Origin of the sequence: Polaromonas sp. YR568 (genome assembly GCF_943369415.1) — a bacterium.
Classification (GTDB): domain Bacteria; phylum Pseudomonadota; class Gammaproteobacteria; order Burkholderiales; family Burkholderiaceae_C; genus Polaromonas.
Genome location: NZ_CALRNF020000016.1, coordinates 1 through 17,853, shown reverse-complemented (window position 1 = coordinate 17,853; position 17,853 = coordinate 1). Strand labels below are relative to the sequence as shown.

Sequence of the window (17,853 nt, the reverse complement as noted above, 5' to 3'; positions counted from 1 at the left end):
TGTCGCTATTTTCGCCACTTTTCCTGGTTTTTCAGCATCCTGATATTCCCAGAATCGCGGATTCGTTGCTTAATCAAGGGCTTAGGTACAAAATCGTTAGTAATTTATCAAGATATGACACGGCCTTTTCTGCCCGGTTCCGCTCCGGATCGCGCCGTGCCAGTTCCCTAAAAGCGCCGAAGGCCTACAAAGATGCAAACAATTTTTGGTCGTTTCAGTCAAATTTCAATAGCCGCAACTGCCCTTTTGGGCATCGCCGGCGGCCTGCATGCCCAGAATTTCCCCATCACACCGGGCCAAAAAGCAACAGCGACCCAAGTGGCGCAGATGGGCGTCCCGCTCAGCGAACTCGCGCCTAACGCCCCGGACGAATACACCGTCAAGCGCGGCGACACGCTATGGGCCATCTCCGGCATGTTCCTCCGCAGCCCCTGGCGCTGGCCGGAACTGTGGGGAATGAACCTGCAGGACATCCGCAACCCCCATCTTATCTATCCCGGGCAGCACCTTTACCTGGACAAAACCGGCGGCCGTGCCACCTTGCGCACGCGCCAGGCCTCCACCGACGGCCCGCCGACCGATACGGTGCGCGTGTCGCCCCGCACCCGTTATGAAAGCCTGGCCGACGCCTCGATTCCCACCTTGTCGCCCAATGCCATCGAGCCGTTCCTCGCGGAAGCCATCCTCGTGGACGACGCCACCTTCTCCAGAGCCCCCCGCATCGTCGCAGCCCAGGAAGGGCGCGTGCTGCTCAGCCGCGGCGACCGCGCCTATGCGCGCGGCGAATACGTGGGCGGCACGCCCACCGGCACGCCCCTGAGCGACGCCAAAGGCCAGCCGCTGGACTACCGCGTCTACCGCAATGCCACGCCCCTGAAAGACCCGATCACCCAGCAAATCCTGGGCTATGAAGCGCAGTACATCGGCAAGGCCGAACTGATGCGCGGCGAATCCGTCATGCAGGTGGAAGGCAAGGACGGAAAATCCAAACCGGAAATCGTTCCCGCCACCATCGACATCGTGGCGACCAAGGAGGAAATGCGGGTGGGCGACCGCCTGCTCCCCGAGCCCCCGCGGGAACTGCGCAACTACGCGCCGCACGCGCCCTCCTCGCCGATTACCGGCCAAATCGTCTCCATTTACGGCAGCGCCGTGGGAAACGCGGCGGAAAACCAGGTCGTGGTGATCAACCGCGGCGCCAGGGACGGGGTGGAACGCGGCCACGTCATGGCCGTCATCAAGGACGGCGAGCAACTCGCCGACAAGACCGACAGCGCGCGGCCCCAGATCAAGCTGCCCAATGAACGCAACGGCTTGCTGATGGTGTTCCGCACCTTCGACAGCCTTTCCTACGCGCTGCTGCTGCAGATCACCGACGGCGTGAAAGTCGGCGACCGCTTCACCAACCCGAACTAAGACGCTGACCTGGCGGTGCGGCCTGAAGACGCATGGCGTCGTCAGCCGCTCACGCCGCACAGCACGCCTGCCGGTAGCCGGCCAACTTCGACCCCCTGACTGACGTGGACACGCAAGAGCTCCAGGCTTGGCTGCGCCTGACCCTTTCGCCCGGCGTGGGAAACGACGGCGCACGCAAGCTGCTGGCTGCTTTTGGGTCGGCCCAGGCGGTCTTCGACCAAAGCGCCGCGGCCCTCACGCAACTCGGCTCCAGCAAGCTTGCCAAAGCCATCCTGACGGAGCCCCCGGGCCTGCCGGCCCTGCTGCAAGCCACACGGGAATGGCTGGAGGCCGGCGACGACCGGCAGGTCGCCACGCTGGGGGACACGGCCTACCCGGCGGCCCTGCTCGACATTGAAGACCCGCCCTTGATGCTCTACATGCTGGGCGTTCGCGCCAAGCCGTCGCAAGCCGCGGCCGGCGAGGCGGCGCGCAACATCGCCATCGTCGGCAGCCGCAACCCGACGCCGCAGGGCGAGGCCAATGCCCGGCAATTCGCCAAGGCATTCAGCAGCGCCGGGCTTTGCGTGGTGTCGGGGCTGGCCCTGGGCATTGACGGCGCGGCGCACGACGGCGCCCTGCTGGGCGGCGGCGACACGATTGCGGTGGTGGGCACGGGACTGGACAGGGTCTACCCGAAAAAGCACCTCGCGCTGGCGCACCGGATCGCGCAGCAAGGCATGATCGTCAGCGAATTCCCCATCGGCACACCACCGCTGGCGGCCAACTTTCCGCGGCGCAACCGCATCATCTCGGGCCTGTCCCGCGGCACCCTGGTGGTGGAGGCGGCGCTTCAGTCCGGCTCGCTGATCACCGCTCGGCTCGCGGCGGAACAGGGCAAGGAGGTGTTCGCCATCCCAGGCTCCATCCATTCACCGCAGTCCCGCGGCTGCCACGCGCTGATCAAGCAGGGGGCCAAGCTGGTTGAGGTGGCGCAGGACGTGCTGGAAGAACTGAACTTTCCCGCGGGCCCGCAAGCGGCAGGCAACGATGAGCCGGCAGCAGGGCCGGACGCGGACGATCCGCTCATCGCCGCCCTGGGCTTTGACGCTGTGAGCCTGGATGCCTTGCAGGCGCGCACCGGGCTTGACACCGCGCGTCTGCAGGGGCGGCTTCTTGAACTCGAACTGTGCGGTCAGGTGGTGCGCTTGCCGGGCGGCCTCTTTCAGCGCCTGGCGGCCGGCTGACGCGGGCGTATTTCCACATCGACTCAAACCCTTGTCAGACCTTTGCCAGAGCTTTGACACGGCCGGCTTTATCTGCGTTATATTGGGTGCATGTTTGAAGTACTGGTGTACGTCTACGAGAATTACTGGCAAGGTGACGCTTGCCCCGAACTCCACCGACTGGGCCGCAAACTCACTGCGGCGGGCTTCGACGCCGAAGAGATCCAGGCGGCCCTGGTCTGGCTTGACGGCCTGAACGTCGCGGCGCAAGGCACGCAAATCAGCCTGCCGGCCAAATCCCTCCAGGACACCGGTGAAGCTCCCGTCGCGGCCCACGCCATCCAGCCGCAATCCGCCGGCAGCCTGCGTGTTTATTCCGTCGCCGAGCAGGTCCACCTGGGCGCGCAAAGCCTGGGCTTTGTGAGCTTCCTTGAATCCTCCGGCGTGCTGCCGCCACACATGCGCGAGATCGTCATCGACCGTGCCATGGCGGCGCCCGGCGACCCGGTGACGCTGGACGACCTGAAAATCATCGTCCTCATGGTGTACTGGAGTTTCGGCGAAGAGCCCGATGCGCTGGTGCTTGACGAGCTGTGCGATGACACGGAGTTTCGCGTCGCCCATTGAGCACCGGGCCCCGGCTCCAACCGTCAACCGCACGCCACGAAGGCACCCACGCCTGAGGCAGAACTAGCCCAGCAGGCGCTCCGGGTTGGCGTCAAGCTTGGCCAGCGCGTCGCGCGTGGCACGCACCGTCAACGCTTCTTCTTCCGTCGGCACCAGCAGGCCGGCCTGCAGGTAGGCGGCCAGCCGGCGTGCCTGGATCAGGAAGTTGCGGCCGTCGGTGGAGGCGAACAGGTGCAACTGCTTGCGGTCGCTGCACCAGGCAAACTGCACATGGCTGACCTTGCCGTTGTGGTCCAGGCTGAACCACGAGCCCAGCTGGAGTTCTTTGGCCCATGAGCGCATCGCCTCGGTGGGATGGCTGCCGCCGTCGGCAATCACCTCGATGTCGGCGGAATCTATGCCAATCATGGTGACCAGGCTCTCGGTATCCAGCGGCAGGTCTCCCACATCCTCGTCGGACAGGTAGTCCTCGAGGTTGGTCAGCCGCTTGGCCATTTCCTCCACCCGCTCCACGGGGATTGCGTCGGTCTTGGACATGAAGGCATCGGCCAGCGTGTCGCTGATGATTTTCAGGTGTGCGTCCTGGTCGGCGATGCCCAGGCCCAGCATGGACATGCCCAGGCGCAAGAGCTGCAGCAGCTTGGGCAGGTCGGCGATGACGCGGGCGCGATCGTTGCGGTTCGGCTTGGCGCTGGCGGCCCACACGAGGTCGGCGGCTGCGCGCTTGAGCGTGAGGGTTTCCTCATGCTGCGCGCCGTTCTTCATGGCGGCTATCGACAGCACCTCGGCCCACACCTTGAACAGGAACTCCCGGATCTCGTCGCGGACCGGCATGTCATTGAGCATGTTGCGCATCTCAATGGTGTACTGGATGGTCATGGTCTCTTTTTGCTCGACCTGCTGGGCGATGCTCACCACGCGGGCGACGCTACCGTGCTCCGACAGAAACCTGGACAGGAATTTGTCGAACTCGTCATAGACAAGCTGGAACACGCGGCGCCCGGTTTCGGGGTACTGCTCGATCACCTGCACCACACGCTTGATTTCGGACTCGAGGACGCCGCCGGCCACTGTGACGTCGAAGCCGAGCACGCAGGAACCCATGCGGTCTATCAGGCGGCGAGCGGGATGCTGGAGCGATTCGAAGAATTCGGGTTCGGAAATCGCCACGCGCAACACAGGCATTTGAAGCCGTGCGAACCAGACACGAACCACCGCGGGGATGCGGTCTTCGGCCAGGATGCTCTGGAACATCAGGGCGACGATTTCAATCGTGGCTTTTTCGGACGACGTGGACGCGGCTTCCTTGAGTTTGCCGGCGCGCTCCCGCAAAGCGCCCACGGCCTGGTCCACATGCGCCTGGCCGTAGATCTGGCCCTGCGCATCGGCGAGCAAGGTGCGGTCGGCGCCCTTTTCTTCCGCGCGCTCCGCGCTGGCCATGGCCTGCACCAGCTGCGGCGAGGCCTGGTTCGGCCGCGTGTCGTCAAAGCCCGCCACCTGGTTTGTCAGCAGGCGCTTGAGCTGCCCCATCACGCCTTGCGCCCGCATGCGCGCCCGCGCCAGCGGCGTGGTGGCGGTCTGCATGCGGGTTTCGTCATAGACCTGGTTGCCCGGGCCTGTCGCCTCGTGACTCCTGGCCACATTCGCCTTGCCGGGGTTTTCGCCGGCGTTGCCACCCTGCGGCCCCGCGCCGCCGCGCGCAGCGCGGCCGGCGCCTGAATTCGGTGCGCCACCGCCGCTCCGTCCGCCACTGCCGCCGGATTCGGCGCCGAACCTGGACCCTCCCGGCGCAGCGCCGCGGCCGCCCCCATGGGCGGAGCCGGAGCCGCGAACGCCCGACGAACCCGTGGGGCCGCCCATACCGCTCGCGGAATCATCAAAACCGCTTCCATTGCCGCCATGCGAGGCTTTGCCGCGAGGGGACTCAGCGGACGTTTTTCCTGCAGCGCCCGCGCCGACAACAGCCGAAGGCGTGCGCTTGACCAGCGGCCTGAGATCAATTTCGGCCATCACGCCTTGCTGCACCAGGAATTCGTTGGTCGCGTGATAGGTTTCGAGAAGGTGCTCGCCCATCTCCTTCTGGATATCCGCCTGGACTGCGACCCAGGTCTCCCGCGGCAGGCCAGCAAGACTCCATTGCTCGACCAGGTGCTGCGCGAGCATTTCAGGGCGCAGGATGTCCTGCTTGTGCAATTCCGGGATGCCTTCCAGGCTCTGGATACGCAGCCGCAGATCGTTGAGTTCCCAACTCGCAAAATCCAGCAGGCGCAGGGCCAGGCGTGAGGCCAGGATCTTGTCCTCCATCACGTCATTGCCCATCAATTCGAATTTGCCGCTGTCCGCGAACCTGGAGCCCGAACTGGCGGCCGGCAGGGTCTGCGCATTGGCCCATGCGGTGGTGGTGCCGCGAACCCAAGCGCTGCCGCTTTTCTGGAAAGCCATCCAGCCGTCGCGCCGATCCTGCATGTCGCGGGCGCTGCCCGGCTGGTCGACCAGCGCGGACAGCCGGTCTTGAACGGTCTTGGCGAGTGCCGGCAATATCCGTGCGGCACGCTCCGTGAACAGCGCGCGAGCCTGCTGGACCAGAAAACCGTTCTTTTTGTTACTTGGAGCCACGACCGCCCTGCATGATTAGGCTATAGCTTACACCGTGGCCCCTGCGTTGGGGTCATTCGGATCCTCGCCTTTTTTGGCCGGCGCCTTGACGAGGTCTTCCCGCTTGATGCCCAGCCACATGGCGATCGCGGCGGCCACAAAAACCGACGAATAAATGCCGAACAGGATGCCGATGGTCAGGGCCAGCGCGAAATAGAACAGGGTGGGGCCGCCGAACAGCAGCATGGACAGAACCATGATCTGTGTGGAACCGTGGGTGATGATGGTGCGGCTGATGGTCGACGTGATCGCGTTGTCGATGATCTCGGTCGTGTTCATCTTGCGGTAGCGGCGGAAGTTCTCGCGGATCCGGTCGAAAATCACCACCGATTCGTTGACGGAGTAACCGAGCACCGCCAGCACCGCGGCCAGCACGGCCAGCGAGAACTCCCACTGGAAGAACGCGAAGAAGCCCAGGATGATGACGACGTCGTGCAGGTTGGCGATGATGGCGGCCACCGCGTACTTCCACTCAAAACGGAACGCCAGGTAAACCATGATGCCGAACACCACCATGGCCAGCGCCTTCAGCCCGTCGTGGGCCAGCTCTTCACCGACCTGCGGGCCGACGAATTCCGTGCGGCGCAGCGTCACGTCGGGGCTGGCGGCTTTCAGGGCCGCGAGCACCTTGTCGCTTTGCTGCGCCGTGCTGACGCCCTTCTGGGCCGGCAGGCGGATCATCACGTCGCGCGAATTCCCGAAATTCTGCACCTGCACGTCGTTCAGCCCGAGGCCGGCGACGGTATCGCGGATTTTGCCGACGTCGGCCGCCTGGGTGTAGTTCACTTCCATCAGCGTGCCGCCGGTGAACTCCACCGACAGGTGCAGGCCTCGGGTCAGCAGGAAGAACACGGCCAGCGCGAAGGTCGCAAAGCTGATGGCATTGAAGATCAAGGCGTGCCGCATGAACGGAATGTCGCGCCGGATTTTGAAGAATTCCATCTGGGGTCCTTGGGAAACTCAGGAAAAAGAGGCCGTGGTCACTTGGTTGCCACGGCGCCGGACGCGGCGGGCCGCCACACGGTGCCGATGGAAACCGATTTGAGTTTTTTCTGGCGGCCGTACCAGAGGTTGACCAGGCCGCGAGAGAAAAACACCGCCGAGAACATGCTCGTCAGAATGCCGATGCAATGCACCACGGCAAAGCCCCGGACCGGGCCGGAACCGAAGGCCAGCAAGGCCAGGCCGGCGATCAGCGTGGAGATGTTCGAGTCCAGGATGGTGGCCCAGGCACGCTCGTAGCCCGCATGAATGGCCGCCTGCGGGGATGCCCCGCTGCGCAGCTCCTCGCGCACGCGCTCGTTGATCAGCACGTTGGAGTCGATGGCCATGCCCAGCGCCAGCGCCATGGCCGCCATGCCGGGCAAGGTCAGGGTCGCCTGCAGCATGGACAGCACCGCCACCAGCAGCAACAGGTTGACGGCCAGGGCCAGGCCCGAGAACAGGCCGAACAGCATGTAGTAGCAGGCCATGAAGGCCACGATCACGACAAAGCCCCAGGACACGCTGTGAAAGCCCTTGGAGATGTTGTCGGCGCCCAGCGTAGGGCCTATGGTGCGCTCTTCGATGATTTCCATGGGCGCGGCCAGCGAGCCGGCGCGCAGCAGCAGCGCCAGGTCGTTGGCTTCGACGACGCTCATGGAACCGGAAATCTGGAAACGGTTGCCGAGCTCGCCCTGGATGACGGGCGCCGTCAGGACTTCGCCCTTGCCCTTTTCAAACAGCAGGATGGCCATGCGCTTCTTGAGATTTTCGCGGCTGGTGTCGCGCATGATGCGCCCGCCCTTGGCGTCGACGGTGAGATCCACCTTGGGCTGCTGGTTCTGGGAATCAAAGCCGGGTTGCGCGTCCGTGAGGTTTTCACCGGTCAGGATCACCTGCTTCTTGACGATCACGGCCTGGCCGTTGCGTTCGAAAAAGCGCTCATCGCCGAAAGGAACGGCGCCTGCGTTGCCTGCGGCTGCGCGGGCTTCGGCGCTGTCGTCCACCAGGCGCATTTCCAGCGTGGCGGTGCGGCCCAGGATGTCCTTGGCCTTGGCCGTGTCCTGTACGCCGGGCAGCTGCACGACGATGCGGTCTATGCCCTGCTGCTGGATCACCGGCTCGGCCACGCCCAGTTCGTTGATCCGGTTGTGCAGGGTCACCATGTTCTGCTTGAGCGCCTGGTCCTGGATGCGGCGCGCGGCTTCGGGCTTGATGGTGGCCGTCAGCTTGTATTCGGTGCCGTCCGGCGCGTCGGTCGTCTGCAGGTCGGCGAACTGGTCCTGGACCAGCGCCTTGGCCGAGGCCAGGGTCTCGGAATCGCGTAGCTTGATTTCAATGGTCTGCGCGTTGCGGCTGATGCCGCTGTGCCGGATGTTCTTTTCCCGCATGGAGAGGCGAATGTCGCCGGCCAGGGACTCGGCCCGCTTGGTGAGCGCGGCCTGCATGTCCACCTGCAGCATGAAATGAACGCCGCCGCGCAAGTCCAGGCCGAGGTACATCGGGAAGGCATGCAGCGAGGTCAGCCACGCGGGCGAGCGCGACAGCAAATTGAGAGCGACTACGTAGGCCGGGTCGTTCGCGTCGGGCGACAGGGCCTTCTGGACGGCATCCTTGGCCTTGAGCTGGGTGTCGGTGTCGCCGAAACGCGCCTTGATCGACGTGCCTTCGAGCGTGATGGCCTCGGCCGCGATGCCGGCGTCTTTCAGGGCCTGCTCGACCTTGGCCATGGTCGTGGTGTCGACCTTGGTGGTGGACTTGACGCTGGACACCTGAACGGCGGGCGCTTCGCCGAAGAAATTGGGCAACGTGTACAAAGCCGCGATCAGCAGCGCGACCACGATGATGGCGTACTTCCAGGCCGGATAACGATTCATGGGAGGGCTGTTCCTGGTGGACAAATGAACAAAAGGGGCGGCCGCCTCATGCGGTAACGGCAGCGGCCCCGATATACCGTGGACCCGTATGAGTTTTCATAGGGGCCCGGTGGCCTTATTTGGCCGGATTGATGGCGCCCTTGGGCAGCACCTGGATGATGGCGCTGCGCTGCAGCTGCACTTCCACGCCGGGGGCCAGTTCCAGGGTCAGGTAAACGTCGCCCAGCTTGGTGACCTTGCCGAGCAGGCCGCCGGCGGTGGCGACTTCGTCGCCCTTGGCGAGAGCCTCGATCATGGTGCGATGCTCTTTCTGCTTTTTCATCTGCGGGCGGATCATGACGAAATACAGCACGACAAACATCAGCACCAGGGGCAGCATGCCCGTCAGCGAGGACATCATGCCGCCATCGGCGGCGGCGGCAGGAGCGGTTTGGGCAAAGGCGGAAGAAATGAACACGGCTGACTCCACAACATATTAAAGACACACTGGCGCGCGCGCCGTCCAGCATGGACAGCGCACAGAAGTCCACGATTGTATGCGGCGAGACCCTCGTGGAAGGGGGTAACTGGCGCGCTCCAGGGGCTTTTCAAGCCGGGTTTGCGCGGGGGGGCGCCGTTGCCGACCCCGCGGCGGGGCCGGCGCGCCCGGGAAAGCGTTGCCGGGCGGGCGCCCGGCAAGGGCCTGGACTCAGGCCGCTTTCCGCTGGACGGTCGCTCCAGGCGTACGAAAGGATTGCATCAGCGCGGCCCACTGCGGACGCGCGGCGGCCAGATGGCGCGCCTTCACGTGGCCGTAACCCTTGATCATTTCGGGAATCCGGGCGATTTCGACGGCCGTCGCGTGGTTTTCGGCCGTCAGGCCCGCCAGCACTTCCTGCAGGCTGGCCTTGTATTCCCCGATCAAGGCGCGTTCCGTGCGCCGCTCTTCCGTGCGGCCGAACACATCCAGCGGCGTGCCGCGCAGGCCCTTCAGGCGGGCCAGCACCTTGAACGCGCCCAGCATCCAGGGGCCGAACTGCTTCTTCTGCAGCTCGCCCTTGTCGTTTTTCGACGCGATGAGCGGCGGCGCCAGGTGGTAGTGGAGCTTGAAGTCGCCTTCGAACATGGCGTTGACCTTGCCCAGGAAAGCCGTGTCGGTGTGCAGGCGCGCCACTTCGTACTCATCCTTGTAGGCCATCAGTTTGAAGAGGTAACGCGCAACGGCCTCGGTCAGCGTCGTTTTGCCCAGCACCGCCTCGGCGCCCCGCACCTGCTCGACAAAGGACTGGTAGGACTGGGCGTAGGCGGCGTTCTGGTAAGCCGTGAGGAAGTCGACCCGCTTGGCCAGCATTTCGGCCAGGGCGGGTTTCTTCACGAATTCGATGACCTGCGCCGCCTTGAACAGCGCCTGCACCGAGGCCAGGTCATGCGCGCAGCGACGGCCCCACTCAAAAGCCGCCTTGTTGTTGTCGACCTGCACGCCGTTGAGTTCGATGGCACGCATCAGCGCGGCATGCGACAGCGGCACCCGCCCCTTTTGCCAGGCAAAACCCAGCATCAGCGGGTTGGTGTAAATCGAGTCGCCCACCAGCTGCACCGCCACCTGCTCGGCATCGAAGCTGCCCAGCAAGTCTGCGCCCACAGCGGCGGTCACGGCGCTTTCGCAGTTGCCGCCGGGGAACTGCCAGCCCGGATTCGTCACAAACGCCGCCGTCGGCGTGCCGTGCGAATTCATGGCCACATAGGTGCGGCCCGGCTGCATGACGGTGAGCGTGTATTTGCTGGCGGCGACAATGGGGTCGCAACCGATGACCAGGTCGGCCTTGGCGGTGTCGACCTTGGTGGTGTAAATCGCTTCGGGCCGGTTGGCGATCTGGATGTGGCTCCAGGTCGCGCCGCCTTTTTGCGCCAGGCCGCCCGCGTCCTGGGTGACCACGCCTTTGCCTTCAATATGCGCCGCCATGCCGAGCAGCTGGCCTATGGTGATGACACCGGTGCCGCCCACGCCGCCCACCACGATGCCCCAGGCGTGTTCGGCCACGGGCAGCACGGGTTCAGGAATCGCGAACAGGCTGCTGGGCGCGCCCTTCTTTTCCTTCTTCGGCTTTTTCAGCTGCCCGCCCTCGACGGTGATGAAGCTGGGGCAAAAGCCCTTCACGCAGGAGTAATCCTTGTTGCAGGTGTTCTGGTTGATGCGGCGTTTGCGCCCGAATTCGGTTTCCAGCGGCTCCACCGACAGGCAGTTGGACTGCACCGAGCAGTCGCCGCAGCCTTCGCAGACCAGCTCGTTGATCACCACGCGCTTTTCCGGGTCCACCAGCGTGCCGCGCTTGCGGCGGCGGCGTTTTTCCGTCGCGCAGGTCTGGTCGTAAATGATGGCGGTCGTGCCCTTGAGTTCGCGGAATTCGCGCTGGATCCGGTCCAGCTCGTCGCGGTGGTGCACCGTCACGCCGTCCAGCAGCGGCGCGCCGTCGTATTTCTGCGGCTCGTCGGTCACGATCACCAGCTTGGCCACGCCTTCGGCGCGCAGGCTTTGCATGATCTGCAGCACCGAGTGGCCTTCGGGCCGCTCGCCGACCTGCTGCCCGCCCGTCATGGCCACCGCGTCGTTGTAGAGGATTTTGTAGGTGATGTTCACGCCCGAGGCGATGGCCTGGCGTATCGCCAGCAGCCCGCTGTGGAAGTAGGTGCCGTCGCCGAGGTTGGCAAAAATATGTTCGTCGGTGGTGAACGCCGCCTGGCCCACCCAGGTCACGCCTTCTCCGCCCATCTGGGTGAAGGTGGAGGTGGAGCGGTCCATCCAGGTCGCCATGTAGTGGCAGCCGATACCGGCCACGGCGCGCGAGCCCTCGGGCACGCGCGTGCTGGTGTTGTGCGGGCAGCCGCTGCAGAACCACGGGGCGCGCTCGCCGGTGTCGGACTTGCCTTCGGCGAGCGCGCGCTCGCGTCCCTCGATCACGGCCAGGCGCTCGTCCATGCGTGCGATCACGTCGGCCGGCACGCCCAGCTTTTTCAGGCGCTTGGCGATCGCCTTGGCGATGATGGCCGGCGTCAGGTCCGCCTTGGCGCGCAGCAGCCAGTTGTCGCTCGGGTTGGAGCGGCCCCATTCGCCGCCCGAGGCATCGCCCTCGGGCTCGTCGAACTTGCCCAGCACATTGGGCCGCACGTCGGCGCGCCAGTTGTAGAGCTCTTCCTTGATCTGGTATTCGATAACCTGGCGTTTTTCCTCCACCACCAGGATTTCCTGCAGGCCTTGGGCGAAGTCGCGCGTGATGGTGGCCTCCAGCGGCCAGACCACGTTGACCTTGTGCAGGCGTATGCCCAGCTGGTGGCAGGTGTCTTCGTCCAGCCCCAGGTCGGCCAGCGCCTGGCGCGTGTCGTTGAAGGCCTTGCCGCTGGCGATCAGGCCGAAGCGGTCCTTGGGGCCGGCGATGACGTTGTAGTTGAGCTTGTTGGCGCGGATATAGGCCAGCGCGGCATACCACTTGTAATCCATCAGCCGCGCTTCCTGCTCCAGCGGCGCGTCCGGCCAGCGGATGTGCAGGCCGCCGGGCGGCATGGCGAAATCCTCGGGGAGGATGATCTTCACGCGGTCCGGGTCGACCAGCACGGAGCTTGACGACTCGACGACTTCCTGAATGGTCTTCATGCCCGACCAGACGCCCGAAAAACGGCTCATGGCGAAAGCGTGCAGCCCCATGTCCAGGATGTCCTGCACGTTGGACGGAAAGAACACCGGCAGCCCGCAGGCCTTGAAGATGTGGTCGCTCTGGTGGGCGGCGGTGGAGCTCTTGGACACATGGTCGTCACCGGCAATGGCGATCACGCCGCCGTGTTTTGCGGTGCCCGCCATGTTGGCGTGCTTGAAGACGTCCGAGCAGCGGTCCACACCGGGGCCCTTGCCGTACCAGATGCCGAACACGCCGTCGAATTTTTTGCTTTGCGGGTACAGGTCCAGCTGCTGGGTGCCCCAGACGGCCGTGGCGCCCAGTTCTTCATTGACGCCCGGCTGGAACACGATGTTCTGCGCGGCCAGGTGCTTTTTGGCGGCCCACAGTGCCTGGTCGTAACCACCCAGCGGCGAGCCGCGGTAGCCGCTGATGAAACCCGCCGTGTTCAGGCCTTCGATGGCGTCGCGCGTGCGTTGCAGCATGGGCAGGCGGACCAGCGCCTGGACGCCGCTCATGAAGGCGCGGCCGTGTTCAAGGCTGTATTTGTCGTCAAGCGTGACGGTCTCTAGCGCCCTGCGGATGTGCTCAGGAAGTGGAGCGTTCATACGGCAACTCCCATGCGAACAAGCTCGACGACAAATACAGCACAGCCGGCTTCGCCGCCTGAATATTTGTGCCTTCGGCGAAACCCGCTTTGCGGGTTTTCGTCAAGGGTGACGGTTTCCAGGGCCTTGCGAATATGTTCAGGTAGGGGCGCGTTCATGTCGTGGGTCTCCAGGGACTGTTTTTAATACCGCCTTGTGGGCAGTTGTCTGAGAGGCTTCAGGCCCGGTTAGGGCCGGCCCTCTATATCTTTATATGCATGCAAAGTGTATGCCGCAAGTCTTGATATGTCTTTGCTTTGTTTGCCCCATTTAGCATGGTTTTAGAAAGGATCTTGCTGCAAAATAGCCAATATGGAAACATTAGATAAGTTTGACATCGCAATCCTGAAGGAGTTGCAGCTGGATGCGCGCCTGACGAACACCGAACTGGCCTCGCGCGTGGGTTTGTCGGCCGCGCCTTGCTGGCGGCGCGTGCGGGCGCTGGAAGAGTCGGGCTTCATCACCGGTTACCGGGCCGAGATCAACCGCCACAAGATCGGGCTGGGCGTGCTGGCCTTTGTGCGGCTGGACGCCGATCGCAACAGCGGCGACGCCACACGCCAGCTGGAAGAAGCCATCAAGAAACTGCCGGAAATCGTGTCCTGCCACTACATCAGCGGCACCGGCACTTTCGAGTTGCAGGTGGTGGCGCAGGACCTGGAGGCCTTCAGCAAGTTCGCGCTGCAGAACCTGATCAACCTGCCGAACGTGAAAGACCTGCACACCAGTTTTTCACTGGGTGAGGTCAAGGCCAGCAGTGCGTTGCCGCTGGGGCACTTAAGCTAGTACCGCCGCCGGCAAGCGCTTAGGCCTTTTCGCTTAAGCCTTCTATTTGCGGGGCGGCTTTTCGGCATTCACCAGCTTGCCGTCGGGCATGACGATCCACTGCTCCGTGTTGACCAGCTTGCTGTCAACATTGATTTGCCACCGGCCGAAGTCCGTGTAGGCGATGATCTTATGGCAATCAGCCGAAGAGGTGCAAAGCAAAAACTCCGCCCATCCGTCCGAAGGATGGTTTTTGAAATACCAGGAAGACCACCATTTAAAGTAAATCGGCTTGTTGGCTTCACTTGAGTTCCCGGCAACCAGGTAGGCCGCCAGGCCTTTCTCGGCGAGCGGAAACATGCCCGCCGACGTGATGCGATACGCACCAAGGCCGACGCTGACGGCGTACGCGGCAACAATGCCAACAATCCAGGTGACGACTTTTAGTTTCGGGCTCATGGGGATCACGGGTTGGGCGCAGCGCTCACGGCCTTGATGGCGCGAAACGGCGGGCGGGCAACTGACTTCAGTACGATGTTAGCCTGCCTTGCCACCCTGGAGCTTGCCATGACGAAATTCCGAAACGTCCTTTCTGCCTTATGCCTGGCGCCGTTCATGCTCGCGCCGGCCTGCCTGATGGCGCAGGCAACGGCCAATCCGGGCCCCGGCTCCGAAGTGTTGCCCCTGCGCAACCTGCAGATCGAGGTGCGCCAGGCGGGAAACAGCCTGCAGTCCCAAAGCGCCCTGGGCGCGCAGGGCGGCGTCGTCCTGCAAGCTGGCCGCTCGGGCGCCAACGCCGTCATCACGGCCCAGGACAGCCAGCGCAGCGATGCGCGCGACCTGGTGCAGCGCGTGCTCGTGCTCAACGGCCGCAGCGCCAACATCAACCTGGGCAACAGCCAGCCCCTGCGGCTGGTGCAGGCACGCCAGGCCGGCACGGTGTTCATCGAGGCCAACAGCGGCTTTTCGGCCCGGCCCCTCTGGTACGGCGGCGACAGCGTGGAACTGGAGTTGGCCGCCGGGCAGGCCGGCCGCTCGGGCGCGTCGCCGATGGCGCCCCTGTCCTCATCGTCCGTCAGCACCTCGCTGTCCGTGCGCTTGGGGGAATGGGTCACCGTGGCCGAATCGGACGATGCCGGCGCCGGCAGCAGCAACGGCATCGCCGACAGCCGGCAGTCCACCCGCCGGGATGGAATGCGGGTGGAAGTTCGCCTCTCGGTACGCTAGGAAGGCGAAGCCGCCCGAATCAGTCGCGCACGCAGCGCGCCACCAGCGGCAGCAAGGGATAGCGCAGCACCGCCTCACGGCCGCCGGTGCCCAAGCCGAATTCAGCCCGCATGCGCGGGTTGCTGTAGACCGTCTGCTGCGGCCCCTGGCCGCCGGCGTCGCGCTGGAGCACGTCGTTGCCGCCGGAGCCGTCCAGCACCGCGGTGTCGTCGATGAACTTCACCCGGAACTCGATGCCGTGCTCGCAGCGGTACAGCGAGCCGGCCCCTTGCCAGTTGCCGCCCGCGCAGCCGCCCACGGTCGCTGCCGCCAGCAGCATCGCGCTCATATTCCATGGCCTGTTCATGATCGCTCCTTGAAAGACTTGATGAAGGGTCAGCGGGGCCAGAGCACCCACAGCCGCAGCGGCTGGTTCATGCGCGCGGCCAGCTGGCCGGCCTCGGGCCCGGTGCCGGCGAAATAGTCGGCGCGCACCGCGCCCACGATGGCGCTGCCGGTGTCCTGCGCCAGCACCAGCTTTTGCAGGCTGCCGGCCCCGCCGCGCGAGGCCAGCCACACCGGCGTTCCGTAGGGAATGCTGCCCGGATCCACGGCGATGGAGCGGCCCGGGGTGAGCGCCACGCCCTGCGCTCCCTTGGGGCCGAAGGCCGCGTCGAACTCGCTCAGGGGCTGCTCCTGGAAGAAGGTGTAGCGCGGGTTGCTCCAGAGCATCTGCTGCGCGCGCTGCGGGTTTCGCGCGGCCCAGGCCTTGGTCGATTCAACCCAGGGCGTTGTCATGCGGCCTTCGCCTTGGTCCAGCAGCCATTGGGTGACGCTGCGAAACGGCTGCTCGTTGGAGCCGGCATAGGCCACCCGCACGGTGCGCTGCGAGCCGTCGGCTTCGGTCAAATTCAGGCGGCCCGAGCCCTGGATGTGCAGCGACATGGCCTCAACCGGGTCGGCCAGCCAGGCGATCTCGCGTCCCCTCAAGGCGGACTTTGCTTCGGGCAGGGTGTCTATTTCCTGCCGCGAATACCACGGCTTGCGGCTGCCCAGCGAGGCCGGCGGGCGGTACAGCGGCACCTCGTAGCCCGCGCCGGGCTGGCGGCTGGCCTTGAGCACGGGTTCGTAATAACTGGTCAGCAGCCCGTCGGGCGCGCCCTGCAGGGTCTCGACGCGGTAAGGCTGCAGCCGGCCCACCATCCAATTGCGCTGCTCTTCGGCCGAGGCGATGCTCAGGCGGCGGACTTCCCCGCACAGCGGCGCAAACACCGGGCCGGGCCGTTCGCAGCTCTTGAGCCAGGCGTTCCAGGCCTCGAACAGCTGGTCGTCCTCAAAGCCCGGCAGTTCGGCCCAGCGGACCGCCACCCAGCGGCTTTTGCCTTGCACCATGGGCGCGGGCAGGGGTCCCGAATCGCCGGGGCGGCTGCCGGCGGCCGCGGGCGCCCCGGCCGGCGCCGATGAAGGCGGCAGAGGCGGGCTGGCGCAGGAGGCCAGCAGCACCGCGGTGGCGATAATCGGCGCAAGCTGCGCCAGACGCATGGATTGCGCGGCGCGTACTGACGGAATCCAAGGAAATATCATGGCCTTACTTTTGCTGGAAGCCCTGGGGGCGTTGCTGCTGCTGGTGTTCATTGTGTGGTGGACGATGTTCTCAGGCCGGAAAAACGGTGAACTGAAGGACCCGGAACAGCCCGCGCCCGACGCGGAGTCCGACAAAAAGTAAAGGCTACAGGTTGCGCAACAGGTTGGCGAGCTCCACCGCCGATTTGACGCCCATTTTGTCAAACACGCGCGCGCGGTGAACTTCCACCGTGCGCACGCTGATGTCCAGCTGGTCGGCCACCAGCTTGTTGGGCAGGCCGCCCACCACCAGCCGCATCACGTCGCGCTCGCGCTCGGTCAGGCCGTCGATGCGGGCCTGCAGGCCGGTGGACTCGCTGCGCTGCGCCAGCGCCGCAGCGGAATGGTTGAGCGCCTGCTCGATGCGGTCCACCAGGGCGTTGTCCGAAAAAGGTTTCTCGCAAAAATCAAAGGCGCCGCGCTTGACGGCATCGACGGCGGTGGGAACGTCGGCGTGGCCGGTCAGGAAAATCACCGGCAAGGTCGGCAGCAGGCCGTAGCCGATCAGCTTCTCGAACATGGCCAATCCGCTCAGGCCGGCCATGCGCACGTCCAGCAGCACGCAGGACGGCGAGCGCACCTCGAACTGCCTGGACACCCGCGCGTCAAACGCTTCGGCGCTGTCGAAAGTCTCGCTCAGCAGCCGGCGCGAGCGCAGCAGCCAGGCCAGCGCGTCGCGCACGCTGGCGTCGTCGTCGACGATGTAGACCGTGGCATTGTGGATGGGTTCCATGGATGTCCTTCAAGCTCGCGCTGGCCCGGCGCCCCCGGCTGGCGCCGCGGGCAGGGTGAAACTGAAAATCGTGCCCTGCGGCTCGGCCGGCTCAAACCCGAGGAAGCCGCCGTGCTGTTCTATCACGGTACGGCACAGGCTCAGGCCCAGGCCCATGCCTTCTTCCTTGGTGGTAAAAAAAGGCGTGAACAGCCGCTCGGCGACGTCGCCGGCGATGCCCTCGCCGCGGTCTATCACCGCGAACTCGACCCAGCGGCTGTGCGCGTTGGACGCGGCGGGCCGTATGCGCAGGGTCAGCACTTTTTCGGGCAGGGCGGCGCCGCGGGAAAGCTGCGCCCCTTCCAGTTGCCCCTGCATGGCCTGCATGCCATTGCGCGAGAGGTTGAGCAGCACCTGCTCGACCATGGTGCGGTCGCACAACACGCGCTCGCAGGCTTCATCGACCTCGATCACGACGCGCACGCCGAGCTT

At 65.0% G+C, this 17,853-nt stretch carries 17 protein-coding genes; 6 read left to right on the top strand and 11 right to left on the bottom strand.

The annotated features are described in order from the left end of the window. Positions 1 to 192: 192 nt before the first annotated feature. From ACLV74_RS11755 to ACLV74_RS11745, 3 genes are all read left to right on the top strand, one after another. Complete coding sequence (locus ACLV74_RS11755; RefSeq protein ID WP_411879579.1) at positions 193 to 1,416, top strand: LysM peptidoglycan-binding domain-containing protein; 1,224 nt, start codon at positions 193 to 195, stop codon at positions 1,414 to 1,416. Positions 1,417 to 1,520: 104 nt separating this feature from the next. Beyond that, a complete protein-coding gene (dprA, locus tag ACLV74_RS11750; RefSeq protein ID WP_411879578.1) occupies positions 1,521 to 2,642 on the top strand; it encodes a DNA-processing protein DprA in 1,122 nt (373 codons plus the stop codon). A 90-nt stretch (positions 2,643 to 2,732) separates the two neighbouring features. Next, the gene (locus tag ACLV74_RS11745; protein WP_411879577.1) at positions 2,733 to 3,248 is read left to right on the top strand and encodes a DUF494 domain-containing protein; all 516 of its coding nucleotides are present in this window, start codon (positions 2,733 to 2,735) and stop codon (positions 3,246 to 3,248) included. A gap of 63 nt (positions 3,249 to 3,311) precedes the next feature. Here ACLV74_RS11745 and ACLV74_RS11740 read toward each other — a convergent pair whose 3' ends face one another. The 6 genes from ACLV74_RS11740 to ACLV74_RS11715 form a co-directional block, all read right to left on the bottom strand. Next, positions 3,312 to 5,864, bottom strand: a complete 2,553-nt coding sequence (locus ACLV74_RS11740) for a DUF1631 family protein (protein WP_411879576.1) — start codon at positions 5,862 to 5,864, stop codon at positions 3,312 to 3,314. A 27-nt stretch (positions 5,865 to 5,891) separates the two neighbouring features. Continuing rightward, a complete protein-coding gene (gene secF, locus ACLV74_RS11735) occupies positions 5,892 to 6,845 on the bottom strand; it encodes a protein translocase subunit SecF (protein WP_411879575.1) in 954 nt (317 codons plus the stop codon). Between the two features lie 38 nt (positions 6,846 to 6,883). Next, on the bottom strand, positions 6,884 to 8,761 hold the full coding sequence (secD, locus tag ACLV74_RS11730; protein WP_411879574.1) for a protein translocase subunit SecD: 1,878 nt from the start codon (positions 8,759 to 8,761) through the stop codon (positions 6,884 to 6,886). Between the two features lie 115 nt (positions 8,762 to 8,876). After that, positions 8,877 to 9,218 (bottom strand): preprotein translocase subunit YajC, encoded by a 342-nt coding sequence (gene yajC, locus ACLV74_RS11725; protein ID WP_411879573.1) that lies wholly within the window; start codon positions 9,216 to 9,218, stop codon positions 8,877 to 8,879. 231 nt (positions 9,219 to 9,449) lie between these two features. Beyond that, the gene (locus ACLV74_RS11720) at positions 9,450 to 13,016 is read right to left on the bottom strand and encodes an indolepyruvate ferredoxin oxidoreductase family protein (RefSeq protein ID WP_411879572.1); all 3,567 of its coding nucleotides are present in this window, start codon (positions 13,014 to 13,016) and stop codon (positions 9,450 to 9,452) included. Continuing rightward, positions 13,013 to 13,174: a hypothetical protein gene (locus tag ACLV74_RS11715; RefSeq protein ID WP_411879571.1), complete on the bottom strand. Its 162-nt coding sequence runs from the start codon at positions 13,172 to 13,174 to the stop codon at positions 13,013 to 13,015. The genes ACLV74_RS11720 and ACLV74_RS11715 overlap by 4 nt, the downstream gene beginning before the upstream one ends. Before the next feature lie 193 nt (positions 13,175 to 13,367). On the opposite strand from ACLV74_RS11715, the gene ACLV74_RS11710 reads away from it, so the two are divergent. Further along, the gene (locus ACLV74_RS11710; RefSeq protein WP_411879570.1) at positions 13,368 to 13,841 is read left to right on the top strand and encodes an Lrp/AsnC family transcriptional regulator; all 474 of its coding nucleotides are present in this window, start codon (positions 13,368 to 13,370) and stop codon (positions 13,839 to 13,841) included. Positions 13,842 to 13,883: 42 nt separating this feature from the next. Here the strand turns inward: ACLV74_RS11710 and ACLV74_RS11705 are convergent, their stop codons facing one another. Continuing rightward, complete coding sequence (locus ACLV74_RS11705) at positions 13,884 to 14,279, bottom strand: hypothetical protein (protein ID WP_411879569.1); 396 nt, start codon at positions 14,277 to 14,279, stop codon at positions 13,884 to 13,886. A gap of 108 nt (positions 14,280 to 14,387) precedes the next feature. On the opposite strand from ACLV74_RS11705, the gene ACLV74_RS11700 reads away from it, so the two are divergent. Next, positions 14,388 to 15,047, top strand: a complete 660-nt coding sequence (locus ACLV74_RS11700; RefSeq protein WP_411879568.1) for a hypothetical protein — start codon at positions 14,388 to 14,390, stop codon at positions 15,045 to 15,047. A gap of 19 nt (positions 15,048 to 15,066) precedes the next feature. On the opposite strand, the gene ACLV74_RS11695 is transcribed toward ACLV74_RS11700, so the two are convergent. Further along, the gene (locus tag ACLV74_RS11695) at positions 15,067 to 15,393 is read right to left on the bottom strand and encodes a hypothetical protein (RefSeq protein ID WP_411879567.1); all 327 of its coding nucleotides are present in this window, start codon (positions 15,391 to 15,393) and stop codon (positions 15,067 to 15,069) included. Between the two features lie 29 nt (positions 15,394 to 15,422). After that, positions 15,423 to 16,661, bottom strand: coding sequence for a murein transglycosylase A (locus ACLV74_RS11690; protein ID WP_411879566.1), 1,239 nt, complete (start codon positions 16,659 to 16,661; stop codon positions 15,423 to 15,425). Between ACLV74_RS11690 and ACLV74_RS11685 the strand changes: the two genes are divergently transcribed. After that, entirely contained in the window at positions 16,609 to 16,752 is a 144-nt protein-coding gene (locus tag ACLV74_RS11685) for a hypothetical protein (RefSeq protein ID WP_175456146.1), read from the top strand. The two genes, ACLV74_RS11690 and ACLV74_RS11685, sit on opposite strands and share 53 nt — an antisense overlap. Before the next feature lie 3 nt (positions 16,753 to 16,755). On the opposite strand, the gene ACLV74_RS11680 is transcribed toward ACLV74_RS11685, so the two are convergent. Beyond that, on the bottom strand, positions 16,756 to 17,382 hold the full coding sequence (locus ACLV74_RS11680) for a response regulator transcription factor (protein WP_411879565.1): 627 nt from the start codon (positions 17,380 to 17,382) through the stop codon (positions 16,756 to 16,758). 9 nt (positions 17,383 to 17,391) lie between these two features. Next, positions 17,392 to 17,853, bottom strand: a 462-nt coding sequence (locus ACLV74_RS11675; RefSeq protein WP_411879564.1) for a sensor histidine kinase, incomplete at its 5' end; no start/stop codon positions are given.